General features: G+C 70.9%; 13 protein-coding genes. 10 read left to right on the top strand and 3 right to left on the bottom strand.

Features of this window, described 5'->3' with window-relative positions; all coding sequences use genetic code 11:
* The first annotated feature begins 32 nt into the window (after positions 1 to 32).
* The 9 genes from AC07RV_RS40255 to AC07RV_RS40215 all read left to right on the top strand — a co-directional run bounded on the left by AC07RV_RS40255 (position 33) and on the right by AC07RV_RS40215 (position 9407).
* Positions 33 to 809, top strand: coding sequence for an SDR family NAD(P)-dependent oxidoreductase (locus tag AC07RV_RS40255; RefSeq protein ID WP_093347879.1), 777 nt, complete (start codon positions 33 to 35; stop codon positions 807 to 809).
* 52 nt (positions 810 to 861) lie between these two features.
* The gene (locus AC07RV_RS40250) at positions 862 to 2061 is read left to right on the top strand and encodes an ABC transporter substrate-binding protein (protein ID WP_093347876.1); all 1200 of its coding nucleotides are present in this window, start codon (positions 862 to 864) and stop codon (positions 2059 to 2061) included.
* A gap of 69 nt (positions 2062 to 2130) precedes the next feature.
* On the top strand, positions 2131 to 3054 hold the full coding sequence (locus AC07RV_RS40245) for a branched-chain amino acid ABC transporter permease (RefSeq protein ID WP_296781760.1): 924 nt from the start codon (positions 2131 to 2133) through the stop codon (positions 3052 to 3054).
* Entirely contained in the window at positions 3051 to 4850 is a 1800-nt protein-coding gene (locus AC07RV_RS40240; RefSeq protein WP_296781761.1) for a branched-chain amino acid ABC transporter ATP-binding protein/permease, read from the top strand. The genes AC07RV_RS40245 and AC07RV_RS40240 overlap by 4 nt, the downstream gene beginning before the upstream one ends.
* Positions 4851 to 4870: 20 nt before the next feature.
* Entirely contained in the window at positions 4871 to 5581 is a 711-nt protein-coding gene (locus AC07RV_RS40235; RefSeq protein WP_296781762.1) for an ABC transporter ATP-binding protein, read from the top strand.
* A gap of 33 nt (positions 5582 to 5614) precedes the next feature.
* Positions 5615 to 6592, top strand: a complete 978-nt coding sequence (locus AC07RV_RS40230) for an MBL fold metallo-hydrolase (RefSeq protein WP_203202902.1) — start codon at positions 5615 to 5617, stop codon at positions 6590 to 6592.
* A gap of 1 nt (position 6593) precedes the next feature.
* Entirely contained in the window at positions 6594 to 7514 is a 921-nt protein-coding gene (locus AC07RV_RS40225) for a DMT family transporter (protein WP_296781763.1), read from the top strand.
* 7 nt (positions 7515 to 7521) lie between these two features.
* Positions 7522 to 8706 carry an NADH:flavin oxidoreductase/NADH oxidase gene (locus AC07RV_RS40220; RefSeq protein WP_296781765.1) on the top strand — a complete coding sequence of 395 codons (1185 nt, stop codon included), beginning with the start codon at positions 7522 to 7524 and terminating at the stop codon, positions 8704 to 8706.
* A complete protein-coding gene (locus AC07RV_RS40215; protein WP_296781766.1) occupies positions 8703 to 9407 on the top strand; it encodes an EthD domain-containing protein in 705 nt (234 codons plus the stop codon). Before AC07RV_RS40220 ends, AC07RV_RS40215 begins: the two co-directional genes overlap by 4 nt.
* On the opposite strand, the gene AC07RV_RS40210 is transcribed toward AC07RV_RS40215, so the two are convergent.
* Both AC07RV_RS40210 and AC07RV_RS40205 read right to left on the bottom strand, forming a co-directional pair.
* Positions 9370 to 10542 carry a CaiB/BaiF CoA transferase family protein gene (locus tag AC07RV_RS40210; RefSeq protein ID WP_296781768.1) on the bottom strand — a complete coding sequence of 391 codons (1173 nt, stop codon included), beginning with the start codon at positions 10540 to 10542 and terminating at the stop codon, positions 9370 to 9372. The two genes, AC07RV_RS40215 and AC07RV_RS40210, sit on opposite strands and share 38 nt — an antisense overlap.
* 12 nt (positions 10543 to 10554) lie before the next feature.
* Positions 10555 to 11559, bottom strand: coding sequence for a YhdH/YhfP family quinone oxidoreductase (locus AC07RV_RS40205; RefSeq protein WP_296781769.1), 1005 nt, complete (start codon positions 11557 to 11559; stop codon positions 10555 to 10557).
* Between the two features lie 119 nt (positions 11560 to 11678).
* Between AC07RV_RS40205 and AC07RV_RS40200 the strand changes: the two genes are divergently transcribed.
* Complete coding sequence (locus AC07RV_RS40200) at positions 11679 to 12911, top strand: acyl-CoA dehydrogenase family protein (RefSeq protein ID WP_296781770.1); 1233 nt, start codon at positions 11679 to 11681, stop codon at positions 12909 to 12911.
* A 4-nt stretch (positions 12912 to 12915) separates the two neighbouring features.
* Here AC07RV_RS40200 and AC07RV_RS40195 read toward each other — a convergent pair whose 3' ends face one another.
* Positions 12916 to 14073 (bottom strand): CaiB/BaiF CoA transferase family protein, encoded by a 1158-nt coding sequence (locus AC07RV_RS40195; protein ID WP_444813751.1) that lies wholly within the window; start codon positions 14071 to 14073, stop codon positions 12916 to 12918.
* Between the last annotated feature and the right edge of the window lie 95 nt (positions 14074 to 14168).

The raw sequence follows: 14168 nt of genomic DNA, 5'->3' as shown, positions 1-14168 counted from the left end.
ACCACGCACATTCATCAGAAGGAACCCTCCCGATGGCCTTTCCTCCCCACGTCGCGCCGCGCCTGCTCGAAGGCCGCCTTGCGCTGATCACAGGCGCCGGCCAGGGCAACGGCCGCGCGCTCGCGCTGGGCCTGGCGCAGGCCGGCGCGCGCGTCGTCGTCACCGACATGAACGAGGCCACCGTGGGCGAGACCGCGCAGCTGGTGCGCGACGAAGGCGGCCAGGCCTGGTCCTTCGTGCTCGACGTGACCTCGCCCGAGGCCTGCCATGCGCTGGCGGTGCGCGTGGGCGACGAGATCGGCGCCATCGATCTGCTGGTGAACAACGCCGGCATCATCATCCGCGAGGGCACGGCCAGCCCCAATGCCGCGGCCAACTGGAAGAAGACGCTCGACGTCAACGTGCACGGCACCTTCAACGTCACCCATGCCTGGCTCGGCGCGATCAAGGCCACGAAGGGCGCGGTGATCAACATCGCCTCGATCGCCGCCTATGCGGGGCAGGGCGCGAGCCTCGGCTATTCGCCCTCGAAGGGCGCGATCAAGATGTTCACGCAGTCGCTCGCGCAGGAGCTCGCGCCCTTCGGCGTGCGCGTCAACGCGCTCGCGCCCGGCGTGATCGAGACGCCGATGACCGCCGCCACGCGCGAGAACCCGCAGCGCCTCGAATCCTTCATGACGCGCATCCCGATGGGCCGCGTCGGCCAGACCGAGGACCTCGTGGGCCCGGTGATCTTCCTCGCGAGCGACATGTCGCGCTACGTCACCGGCATCACGCTGCCGGTGGACGGCGGCTTCCTCGCGGTCTGAGCCTTCCGCCGCTTTTCGCTTTCCCGACCGTCAATCCTCCAGGAGACAAAGAATGAAGACCTTCCGTCTGTACAAGACCTTGCTCGCGAGCGCCGCCTTCTGCGCGTTCGCCGCCGGTGCCTCGGCGCAGGACATCAAGCTCGGCTACAACGGCGACCTCTCGGCCTCGCCCTCGGCGCAGAGCGGCCAGGCCGCGGTGCTCGGCATGGAAGCCGCGATCGCCGACCTCAATGCCGCCGGCGGCGTGCTCGGCCGCAAGTTCACGCTGGTCACGCGCGACGACGTGTCGGCGCCGCCCAAGTCGATCCAGAACATGAGCGACCTGATCGACAACGAGAAGGTGGTGGCGGTGTTCGGCCCCACCAACTCGGGCAACGCCATGGCCTGGAAGCACATCGCCAACCAGAAGAAGATCCCGGTGCTGGGCAACGTGGGCTCGGGCACCGACATCACCAAGCCGATGAGCGCGGGCGCCGACAACTACATGTTCCGCGTCTCGATGGTCGACCGCGAGCAGGTCGCGGCGCTGATGGCCTACGTGAAGAAGAACACCGCCGCCTCGAAGGTGGTGGGCCTGATGGCCGAGACCACCGGCTACGGCCAGGGCGGCCTCAAGGACATGGAGGAGATCGCCAAGCTGCAGGACATCAAGATCGCGGCCACCGAGCGCTTCGGCGTCGGCGATACCGACATGACCTCGCAGCTCAGCAAGATGAAGGCCGCCAACGTCGACACCGTGGTGGTGTGGGCGCAGGGCACGCCGATCGCGCAGCTGGTGCGCAGCATGGAGAAGATCAACTACTTCCCGCTGACGCTGACCTCCTGGGCCGCCGACAACATCACCTTCTACGACGCGGCCGGCAAGGCGCTGGCCGAGAAGCCGATCTTCATGCGCACCGTGAGCGAGACCCGCACGCCCGCGCAGCAGAAGCTCTTCGACCGCATCGGCAGCAAGCTCAAGGCGCCGGGTTCGTTCTCGTTCGCGCTGCATGGCTACGACTCGGTGCTGCTGCTGGCGCAGGCGATGAAGCAGGCCAACGGCACCGACGGCGCCGCCGTGCGCGCCGCGCTGGAAGACCTCAAGACCCCGGTGCAGGGCGTGCTCAAGACCTACGAGAAGCCCTTCAGCAAGACCAACCACGAGGCGCTGACCGCCAAGGACCTGGTCTGGATCCGCTGGAAGGACGGCAAGCTGCTGCCCTACAGCGACGCGCTGATCCAGGGCCTGAACCCGGCCGACTTCAAGCAGTAAGAGCAAAAAGGAAGCGAGGCCGGCGCGCCCGCGCGGCGCCCGGCCTCGCCTCGCAACGGAGATACACACATGGTTGAAGCGCTCCTGCAGGCGCTCATCAGCGGGCTCGCCGTCGGCGGTGCCTATGCGCTGGTGGCACTGGGATTCAGCATCACGTTCACGACCACCAAGACGCTGAACTTCTCGCACGGCGAGTTCGTCTCGGCCGGCGCCTTCATCGGCATGAGCGCCCTGTTCCTGGTCCTGGGCAAGCCGCTGGCCTCCACCACCTTCGGCGACTCCGTGCCCGGCGCCGGCGCGCAGCTGTTCGCGCTGCTGGCGGCGCTCGGCGTGATGGGCCTCTTGGGCTGGCTGCTCTACGTGCTCGGCGTGCGGCCGTTCGCGGGCCGTCCCGGCATGGCCTGGGTGATGAGCACGCTGGGCTTCGGCGTGATCCTGCAGAGCGTGGGGCTCGCGATCTGGGGCCCGAAGCCGGTGGTGGTGCCCGCGCCCGTGGGCGACACCGTGATCCGCATGTTCGGCGTCGGCGTGCGGCCGCAGGAACTGCTGACCCTGGGCGTGGCCGTGGTCGTGATGCTCGGCTTCGACCGCGTGATGAACCGCACCATGGTCGGCAAGGCCATGCGCGCGGTGGCGCAGAACGGCAACGTGGCCAGCCTCATGGGCATCAACACCAACGCCATGATGATCGGCGCCTTCGTCGTCAGCTCGGCGCTGGCGGGCCTGTCGGGCTTCCTGCTCGCGCCGATCGCGCAGGCCTCGCTGTTCATGGGGCTCACGGTCGGCCTCAAGGGCTTTTCGGGCGCGATGATCGGCGGCCTCAGCAATCCGCGCGGCTGCGTCATCGGCGGCTTCCTGCTCGGCGTGCTCGAGTCGATGGTCAATCTCTGGCAGGCGCAGTGGCGCGAGGTGGCGGTGTTCGCGCTCGTGATCCTGGTGCTGGCCTTCCGGCCCACGGGCCTGTTCGGCAGCCGCGCGGTGGAGAAGGTATGAAGCGCCTGGTCCATCCCCTGGCCGTGGTGGCGGTCGCCGCGGCGCTGATCGGCATCGTCTCGCTGTTCGGCAACGACTACTACCTGCGCATCGCCTTCATGATGTGCGTCTACTACCTGTGCGCGGCCGGCATGAACGTGCTGGTGGGCTACGCGGGGCAGAAATCGCTGGGCCAGGCCGGGCTGTTCGCGGCCGGCGCCTACGGCGTCGCGCTGCTGACCTCGCGCACCGACATGGACCCCTGGCTCGCGCTGCTGCTCGCGGCCGTGATCTCGGGCCTGTGCGGCGTGCTGATCGCGCTGCCCTCGCTGCGCGTGAAGGGCCCCTACCTCGCGATGGTCACGCTGGCCTTCGGCATCGTGGTCGAGAAGCTGGTCGGCGAATGGACCGACGTGTTCGGCGGCGCGCAGGGCATCTACGGCATCCGTCCGCTGACCTGGAAGGGCGCTCCGCTCGACACCACGCAGTGGGTGGTGCTGGGCATCGTGCTGAGCGCCGCGTTGCACCTGCTGCTGCGCAACCTGCTGCAGGGCCGCTTCGGCCGCGCGCTGCTGTCGCTGCAGGCCGACGAGATCGCGTCGTCGTCGGTGGGCGTGCGCGTCTACCGCGCCAAGGTCATGGCCTTCGTGGTCGCGGCAGTCACCTGCGGCATCGCGGGCGCGCTGGTGGCGCAGCAGAACCAGTACATCAACTCCGACTTCATCACCTTCCACCTGTCGATCTTCATCCTGCTGCTGGTGCTGTTCGGCGGCGCGGGCTCGATGTACGGACCGATCGTGGGCGCGGTGCTGCTCACGCTGACCGACGCGCTGCTCGCGCGCTGGCCCTCGGCGCAGCATTTCCTCTACGGCTTCCTGCTGCTGTTCGCGCTCTACGTGATGCCCGGCGGCGTGGTGGGGCTGGTCGACAAGTGGGTCAGCCGCTCGCGCCACCGCGGCGAGGGCGCCGGCGGCCAGGGCGTGCCGGGACAGATCGGTCCCGGCGGCGAGGGCGAGCTGCTGGTGGTGCAGGGCGTGACCAAGTCCTATGGCGGCGTGAAGCCGGCGCAGGACGTGTCGTTCAGCCTGCAGCGCGGCCACATCCATGCGCTGATCGGGCCCAACGGCGCGGGCAAGAGCACCATGATCAACATGCTCACGGGCGTGATCCAGCCCGATGCCGGCGCGATCCGCTTCCTCGGCGAGAACATCGTGGGCCGGCCCGCGCACACCATCTGCTGCCTCGGCATGGGCCGCACCTTCCAGAACCTGCGGCTTTTCGCCGAGCTCTCGGTGCTCGACAACGTGATGCTGGGCCGGCACAGCCGCATGAGCAACGGTTTCCTGTCCTCGCTGCTGGCCTGGCCCACGGCCGGCAAGCAGGAACGCGAGACGCGCGAGCGCGCGCTGCAGCTGCTCGACCTGGTCGGCCTCGGCCACCTCGCGCACTGGCCCGCGGGCAGCCTGCCCTACGGCCTGCAGCGGCGCGTGGAGCTGGCGCGCGCGCTGGCCACCGAGCCGCAGCTGCTGCTGCTCGACGAACCGGCCGCCGGCCTCAATCCGCAGGAGACCGCCGAGCTCGGCGAACTGCTGCTGCGCATCGGCAAGTGCGGCGTCTCGATCCTGATGGTCGAGCACCACATGGACCTGGTGATGTCGATCTCGGACCACGTCATCGTGCTCGACTACGGCATCAAGATCGCCGAGGGCCGGCCGGCCGAGGTGCAGGCCAATCCGCGCGTGGTCGAGGCCTACCTGGGCGTCGACGACGACGAAGCCGACCACGCGCCGCACGGCTTGCAGCCGCAGCCCGCCTGAGCGAAAGGACCCCCACCATCATGTTGAAGATCGAATCGGTGAAGGTCTCGTACGGCGCCATCGAGGCCGTCAAGGGCGTGAGCCTCGAAGTGCGCGCGGGCGAGGTCGTCACCATCATCGGCGCCAACGGCGCCGGCAAGAGCACCCTGCTCAAGAGCATCGTCGGCCTCGAGCCCGTGGCCCAGGGCCGCGTGCTGATCGACGGCAAGGACTGCACGCAGGTGCCGCCGCACCAGCGCGTGGGCCTGGGCGTGGCGCTGTCGCCCGAGGGCCGCGGCGTGTTTCCCGACCAGACCGTGCGCGAGAACCTGATGCTCGGCGCCTACTCGCGCCGCGCCGACAAGGCCTTCGTCGAGAACGCCATCGAACGCGAGTTCGCGCGCTTCCCGCGCCTGAAGGAACGCCAGCACCAGCCCGCGGGCACCCTGTCGGGCGGCGAGCAGCAGATGCTCGCGATCGCGCGCGCGCTCATGAGCGATCCGCGGCTGCTGCTGCTCGACGAGCCCTCGCTGGGCCTCGCGCCGCTGATCATCAAGGACATCTTCGATGCCATCCGCCAGCTGCGCAGCTCGGGCCTCACCATCCTGCTGGTGGAGCAGATGGCCAAGCAGGCGCTCGGCGTGGCCGACCGCGCCTACGTGCTCGAGACCGGCTGCATCACGCTCGAGGGCTCCGGCCGCGAGCTGCTCGACAACCCCAAGGTGAAGTCGGCCTACCTCGGCACGCACTGACCCCAACGTCCAACCCTTCGCAAGGAAAAACCAATGACAGCACCCGCCACCAAGAAATTCGCCAGCCAGGCCGACCTCGAGGAGAAAAAGGTCTCGTTCACGCGCCTCTCGGAGAACGCCTACGCCTACACGGCCGAGGGCGACCCGAACACCGGCATCTTCATCGGCGACGAGGCCGTGATGGTGGTCGACACCCAGGCCACGCCCGCGATGGCGCAGGACGTGATCCGCCGCATCCGCGAGGTCACGCCGCTGCCGATCAAGTACGTGCTGCTGTCGCACTACCACGCGGTGCGCGTGCTTGGCGCCTCGGCCTATTTCAAGGAAGGCGCCGAGCAGATCATCGCCAGCCGCGACACCTACGACCTGATCGTCGAGCGCGGCGAGCAGGACAAGGCCAGCGAGATCGGCCGCTTCCCGCGCCTGTTCCGCAACGTCGAGTCGGTGCCGCCGGGCCTGACCTGGCCCACCATGACCTTCGACGGCACCATGAGCGTGTGGCTCGGCAAGAAGCTCGAGGTGAAGATCGCGCAGGTCGGCCGCGGCCACACCAAGGGCGACACCATCGCCTACCTCGAGGACCAGAAGATCTGCTTCGCGGGCGACCTGGTCGAATACCAGAGCACCGCCTACGCGGGCGACTGCTACTTCCGCGACTGGCCCACCACGCTCGACCGCCTGGCCGGCTTCGGCTTCGAGAAGCTGGTGCCGGGCCGCGGCGCCGCGCTCGAGAACGCCACCGACGTGCGAAAGGCCATCGCCTCCACGCGCGCCTTCATCTCCGACGTCTACACGCTGGTCAACAACGGCGTGGCGCAGGGCAAGACGCTCAACGTCATCTACAAGGAGACCGTGGCCGCGCTGCGTCCGACCTATGGCCACTGGGTGATCTTCGACCACTGCATGCCCTTCGACGTGACGCGCGCCTACGACGAGGCCACGGGCCACGTGCATCCGCGCATCTGGACCGCGGAGCGCGACATCGAGATGTGGAACGCGCTGGAAAGCTGAGGTGAACCGCAGCGCGGCCGCGCCGGTCGCCACGCCGGCCTCGGTGCAGGGCTGGATGCTGCTGGCCATGGTGCTGTGGGGCGTCAACGTCTCGGCCGTGAAGGCGCTCACCGCCTCCTTCGAGGCGCTGCCGCTGGCGGCGCTGCGCATGGCGGTGGCCTGCGTCGCGCTCAGCGCCGTCGTGCTGTGGCGGCGCGGCGGGCTGCCGCTGCTCGGGGCGCGCCAACTGGCCGCGATGGCCGGCTGCGCCTTCCTCATGGTGTACGCCAACCAGATCCTGTTCGCGCACGGGCTGCAGCGTTCCACCGCCACCAACGGCGCGCTGATCATGGCGCTGAGCCCGCTGGTGTCGGCGCTGATGGCCGCGCTGGTGTTCCGCGAGCCGCTCACGCCGCGCCGCCTGCTCGGCGTGGCGCTGGGCTTCGCGGGGGTGGCGGCCGTGGTGCTGAGCCATCCGGGCGCCACGCTCTCGCATGCCGGCCTCGGCGACCTGATGCTCGCGCTGTCGGTCATCAGCTTCGCGGTCGGCGGCGTCGGCGTGCAGCGGCTCGCGCGGCAGCTCGATCCGCTGTCGATGAGCTGGGTTATCTACCTGATCGGCACCGCGATGCTGATCGTGCATGCCGCGCTCGGGCCCTCGCCGCTGGGCGTGGCGCAACTCTTTCCGGGCGCGTGGCCCTGGGTGCTGGTGCTGTTCTCGGGCGTGGCCGCCACCGCGGCCGGCAACCTGATCTGGAACCGGTCGATCTCCGTCATCGGCATCGCGCGCACCGCCGTGTTCCTCTACTGGGTGCCGGTGTTCGGCGTCGGCTTCGCGGCGCTGCTGCTGGGCGAGACGCTGACCGTCTGGCACCTGTTCGGCTTCGCCGCCGTGATGGGCGGCACCTGGCTCGGCACGCGGCCGGCCAGGCCTTCTTCCTGAGTCATCCATGTCCGATCCGCTTCCCCTGCTGTTCCAGCCGCTGCGCCTGCGCGGGCTCGAGCTTTTCAACCGCGTCGTGATCTCGCCCATGTGCCAGCACGCGGCCGAACGCGGGCATGCCACGCCCTGGCACCTGGTGCACCTGGGCAAGTTCGCGCTCGGCGGCGCCGCGCTGATCCTCACCGAGAGCACCGCGGTCGATCCGCGCGGGCGCATCGGCACCGCCGACCTCGGCCTGTGGAAGGACAGCCAGGTCGCGCCGCTCAAGGCCGTGGTCGATTTCGTGCATGCGCAGGGCGGCGCCATCGGCGTGCAGCTCGCGCATGCGGGCCGCAAGTCGGGCAGCGAGCCGTTGTGGGAAGGCGGCGCGGCCTTGAGCGCGCAGACCATGGCGGCCGACGAGGAGCCCTGGGAGCGCCTGGGCCCGAGCGCGCTCGCGGCCGGCCCGGGCTGGTCGGCGCCGCGCGCGCTCGGCCTCGACGAGATCGAGGCCGTGGTGCAGCGCTTCGTCGATGCCGCGCGGCGCGCCGACGAAGCGGGCTTCGACGTGGTCGAGCTGCACTTCGGCCATGGCTACCTGGTCGCGAGCTTCCTCTCGCCCAACGCCAACCGGCGCGACGATGCCTACGGCGGCAGCCGCGACAAGCGCATGGCGCTCGCGCTCGAGATCGCGCGCCGCGTGCGCGCCGCCTGGCCCGAGCACAAGCCGCTGTTCTGCCGCCTCTCGGCGGTCGACGGCACGCTCGACGGCTGGAACCTCGACGACTCGGTGGCGCTGTCGCGCGCGCTCAGTGACTGCGGCGTCGACGTCATCGACTGCTCCTCGGGCGGCCTCACCGAGGAGACGCGTGCCTTGCCCGTGCCGCGCGGCCTGGGCTTCCAGGTGCCGTTCTCGGCGCGCATCCGGCGCGAGGCCGGCGTGACCACGCAGGCCGTGGGAATGATCGTCGACGCGCGCCAGGCCGAGGCCGTGCTCGCCGCCGGCGATGCCGACCTGATCGCGCTGGGCCGCGAGGCGCTGTTCGATCCCTACTGGGCCCACCACGCCGCCGCCGAGCTCGGCGTCGATCCCGCCTACCGGCGCTGGCCCGTGCGCCATGGCGTGTGGCTCGCCAAGCGCGCGCCGGGCCTCGCACGCGCGCGGGCCGAGGCGGCCGCCGCATCCAACGACAAGGAGACACCCGCACCATGACCGACGCCACGATTCCTTTGCGCATGGGCCTGATCCGCAAGAAGCCCGACTGGACCGACGAGGCCTTCCGCCACCACTGGCGCCACAGCCACGGCCCGCTGGTCGCGCAACTGCCCACCTTGCGCAGCTATCGCCAGAACCTCGTGACCGACCGGCTGCAGCGCGGCATCGACTTCGCGCGCGGCCCGTGGGATTTCGACGGCTTCTCGCAGCTCGGCTTCGACGCAGCGGCGCAGGCGAATGCCGCCTTCACCGACGGCGAGCTCGCCGCGCGCATCCGCGAGGACGAACGCCATTTCCTCGGCGGCCTGCACATCGTGAGCGTCGCGCAGAGCACCGTCATCGCGCCGCCGGCCGAGCCGCACCGCCTGCTCAAGCGCATCTCGACACTGCGCCGCCGCACCGACCTCTCGGAGGACGACTTCCGCCGCGAGTGGAAGGTGCATGCCGGCCACGTGCGCCAGATGCCCGGCGTGGGCGGCTACCGGCAGAACGTCGTGACCGCGCGCGAGTTCGACAAGGGCACGCCCTGCGGCTACGAGACGCTGCCGATCGACGGCATCGTCGAGCTGTGGTTCGAGAGCACCGACACGCTGGACGCCGCCTTCGGCTCGGCGCAGGGGCAGCGCACGATGGCGCATGCGAAGAGCTTTCTGGCGGAGATCACGGCGTTCGTGGTGGAGGAGCACCGGGTGGTGTGAGGCCCGTGCGGCCGAGGGCCGACAGGCGCGGATCCGCGGGATCGAAACCCCAGTCGCGCAAGGCCTCGTCGCCACCGCCGCGCGCATCGGCCGGCGCGCGGCCCGCGACGCTCGCGGTGCGCGAGAAGCGCGGCGCCGGCGCGGGTTGCTGCACGCCACCGACCGGCACGAAGCTCTGGCGCGCCACGTGGTGCGCATGGCCCGGCACTTCGCCGAGCGACAGCACGGGTGTCACGCAGGCCTCGGTGCCGTCGAAGACCGCGCACCACGCATCGCGCGTGCGCGTGGCGAAGCAGGCGGCGAACCGGCGCCGCGTTTCGGGCCACGCAACGCGGTCGTGCTGCGGCGGCAGCGCATCGGGCGCCAGGCCCAGTCCCGCGAGCAGCGCGGCGTAGAACGCGGGCTCGATGGCGCCGACCGCCAGGTGCCGGCGGTCGCTCGTCTCGTACACGCCGTAGAACGGGGCGCCGCCGTCGAGCAGGTTGGCCTCGCGCCGGTCCAGCCATTCACCCGTGGCCACGCGCCCCAGGATCGGCGCCATCAGCAGCAGCGAGCCATCGACCATCGCCGCGTCGACGACCTGTCCCTGGCCGCTGCTGCGTGCCTCCAGCACGGCGGCCATGACACCCAGCGCCAGCAGCATCGCACCGCCGCCGAAGTCGCCGACGAGGTTGAGCGGGGGCACTGGCCTGTCGGCCGTGCCGGTGGCATGCAGCGCACCCGTGAGGCCGATGTAGTTGATGTCGTGGCCCACGGCCCGCGCGAGCGGCCCGTGCTGGCCCCAGCCCGTCATGCGCCCGTAGACCAGCGCGGGCGATGCCGCGAGGCAGGCCTCGGGCCCGAGGCCCAGCCGCTCCATCACGCCGGGGCGGTGGCCTTCGAGCAGCACGTGCGCGTTGCGCGCCAGCGCGAGCACCGCATCGCGCGCGGCCGGGTCCTTGAGGTCGGCCGTCACGCCGCGCCGGCCGCGCAGCACCGTCTCGTGCCGCGCGTCGCGCGCGATGCCCATGCCGGCCGGCACGGGCCGCGCGATGCGCAGCACGTCGGCGCCCATGTCCGCGAGCATCATCGCGGCCCAGGGCACGGGGCCGATGGCGTCGAACTCCAGCACGCGAAGGCCGTGCAGCGGTCCCATGGCCGAAGTCCTTCAGCGCGAGAAATCGACGAGCACGCGGCCCGAGCTCGCACCGTCGAGCTGCCGCGCGCTGTGTGCCATCAATGCGCCCAGCGCGATGTGCTGCACGTGCGGCAGCACGGCCGCCATGTCGGGCTTCCATTCGGCCGCGAGCTTCGTCCACAGGCGCCGCCGCTGTTCGACCGGCGCATTCGCCACGATGCCGAACAGTTGCGCGCGCCGCATGATGAAGGGCAGCACGCTGCCCTCGTAGCTGTTGCCCGCCGCATTGCCCACCGATGCCACGGCGCCGCCGTCGGCCATCGAGCGCAGCAGCCACGACAGCATCGGCCCGCCGACGTTGTCGATGGCGGCGGCGAAGCGCGGCTTCTCGAGCGGACGTTGCGGCGCCTCGAGCACGGCGGCATCGATCACCTCGTGCGCGCCGATGGCGCGCAGCCGCTCCTCCTGCGCCATGCGGCGCGTGATGGCTGCCACGCGATAGCCGGCGCGCGCGAGGATGGCCGTGCCCAGCAGGCCGACCGCACCGCCCGCGCCGCTCATCGCCACGCTGCCCGCGTCGGGGTCGATGCCGAGCTCGATGAAGCGCTCGAGCGCCATCGCGGCCGTGAAACCGGGCACGCCGATGACGGCCGCCTCGTGCGGCGTGAGCCCCGGCGGCACGGCCTGCACATGCGCGGCGGGCACGCGCACGCAGGCGGAGAAGCCGCCGTCGAACGCGATGCCGGTCTGGAAGCCGTGCACGAGCACGGCCTGGCCGGGCTCGAAAGAGGCCACCGATGACGCGAGCACCTCGCCGACCAGCTCGATGCCCGCCACGCGCGGGTACGACGCGATGATCTTCGCGCGGCCGTGCAGCGAGAGGCAGTCCTTGTAGTTCACGCCCGCGTAGCGGGTGCGCACCACGACCTCGCCGGCCGACAGGTCGTCGAGCCGCAGGGTCTCCAGCCGGCTCTGGACCTGGCCTTCGGCGGTCCGGTGCGTGCGAAGGGCTTCGAATGTCTGGGGAATGGGCATGGGGCCATCTGACCAGCCGCGGACCGCATCGGCAAGCGGGTGTTTCGCCTGTCGAAACACGGCTCGACCGCGCGTGCCGCGCGGCGCCACCATGCGTGCCCTCAACAGGAGACCCACCGATGACCACAGGCACCCGCGCCGCCCGACTGTTCGGCGATCACTTTCTCGAACGCCTGCAGCCCGGCGAGCAGGCCACCGTTCAACAGGTGCGCGACCTGTGCCGCGACACGCTCGGGCCGCAGGCCGACGCCGTCTCGCGCGAGGACCTGTTCGCCTGGGACACCTTCCGAACGCTCGCGCGCGAAGGCGTGATCGCCACGGCGTTCCCGCGCGAGTACGGCGGCACCGATGCGCGCCAGGCCCTGCGCATCCGTCTCATCGAGGAGCTGGGCCGTGTGTGCAGCACCTCGGCCTCGATGATCACGGGCACCGACCTGTCGAGCCGCGCCATCGTCGCGGGCGCGAGCGAGGCGCTGCGCCGCGAGATCGTGCCCGGGCTTTGCACTGGCGAGCTGCAGGCGGCCTTCGCGCTGACCGAGCCCGGCGCGGGCTCCGACGTGCGCGGCCTCTCGACGACGATCCGCCGCGACGGCGGGCGCTACCTCGTCACGGGCCGCAAGAAGTTCATCACGCGCGCGAGCACGGCCGACTGGTTCGCGGTGGTGGGCCGCGCCGAGGACGATCCCTCGGTGTTCATCGCGGTGCTGATGCCGCGCGACGCCCGGGGCTTTCGCATCGGCGCGGAGGTCGGCAAGCTCGGCTGGTTCGGCGTGCCGATCTCTTCGCTCGAGTTCGACGCGGTCGAGGTGCCCGCCTCGCACCGCCTCGGCGCGGAGGGCGATGGCTTCTCGCTCGCACAGGACGCGCTGCTGCGCGCGCGCATCGGGCACGCCGCGATGGCGCTGGGCCGCGCCATCGGCGCGGTCGAGATCGCGAGCCGCTATGCGAGCGACCGCACCGTGTTCGGCAGGCGCGAAGGCGAGCACCAGGGCGTGCAGTGGATGCTGGCCGACATGGTCACGCAGATCGAGGCCAGCCGCGCCCTGCTCGCGCTCACGGCCGACAAGTACGACGCGGGCGCGAGCGACGTGTCGATCTTCGCGTCCATGGCCAAGCTGCAGGCCACCGACCTGTGCATGAAGGTCGTGACCGATGCGCTGCAGCTCACGGGCGGGCGCGGCTACCTGCGCGACTTTCCGCTCGAGCGTTTCTTCCGCGATGCCAAGCTCAACCAGATCGGGGAGGGCGCGAGCGAGGTGCACAAGACCGTCATCGGCCGCGATGTGATGCGCCGCGCGCCGCTGGCCGAGCGCAACCCGTGCCTGCGCGACGGGCCGCTCACCGACTACTGAGGGTTCAGATCACCTTCTCCGCGCGCAGCGCATCGAGCGTCGCGGCGTCCAGGCCGAACTCGCCATAGACCTCGGCGTTGTGCTCGCCGGTGTCGGGCCCCGTGCGCGGGATCGGCAGTTCGCGGCCCGGCACGCGCGGCACCACGCAGGGCGCGGGCAAGCTGCCGTAGTCGGGGTCGGGCAGCCGGATGATCGCCTCGCGCGCGCGGTAGTGCGGGTCCTGCTCGATGTCGGCGATGGTGAAGATCTTGCTGAAGGGTATGCCGGCCTCCTCGAGCCGGCGCTCGATGGTGTCGTAGTCGTGCGCGGCGAACCACGCGCCGAGCCCTTCGTCGAGCGCCACGAGGTTCACCACGCGCGCGGGATTGCCGGCAAAGCGCGGGTCGCCCGCCCACTCGGGTTTGTCGACGGCCACGCACAGCCGCTGGAAGATCGGGTCCGACGACGCGACCACCGAGAAGTAGAGGCCGTCGCGGCTGCGGTACATGTTCGAGGGCGCGGTGTAGCTCGCGCAGTTGCCCGCGGGCATGCGGACCGTGCCGAGCAGCTCGTGTTCCACGGGCAGCGGGTCGAGCAGGCGGAACAGCGCCTCGGTGGCGGCCAGGTCCACTTCGCAGCCGAGCGCCTGCGGGTCGCCGCGCAGCCGCGCCATTTCCGAGGCGATGGAGAAGGCGCAGAACAGTCCCGCCACCGCGTCGCCCACCGGGAAATTGCTATGCAGCGGCGAGCCGCCCGCTTCGCCCGTGAGGTTGGTGAAGCCGCTCATGGCCTCGAAGATGCGCGCGAAGCCCGGCCGTGACTTGTAGGGCCCGGTCTGGCCGAAGCCCGTGAGCCGCACCACCACGAGCCGCGGGTTGGCGCGATGCAGCGTGGCCAGGTCCAGGCCCCAGCGGTCGAGCGTGCCGGTGCGGAAGTTCTCCACCAGCACGTCGAACCGCGTCACCAGCCGAAGCAGCAGCGCGCGGCCGGCGGGCTGGCGCACGTCGAGCGTGATGCCGCGCTTGCCGCGGTTGGCGATCTTCCACCACAGCGCCTTGCCGTCCTTCACGGGCTGCAGGCCGCGCAGTGCGTCGCCACCGCTGGGCAGCTCGAGCTTCACCACTTCGGCGCCCTGGTCGGCGCACAGCGTGGCGCCCAGGGGCGCGGCCAGCACGGTGGCCATGTCGAGGATGCGCACGCCCGAAAGGGCGCCGCGCGCGGGTCGTCGTTGGGTGTCGTCGGGGGAATGCAAACGTGGCTCCAAGGCCGGGGCGAAGG

Source organism: Variovorax sp. GW821-FHT09B01 (assembly GCF_059418345.1).
The sequence above is the reverse complement of the archived record's forward strand: the minus strand, read 5'-3'. Positions and strand labels throughout refer to the sequence as shown.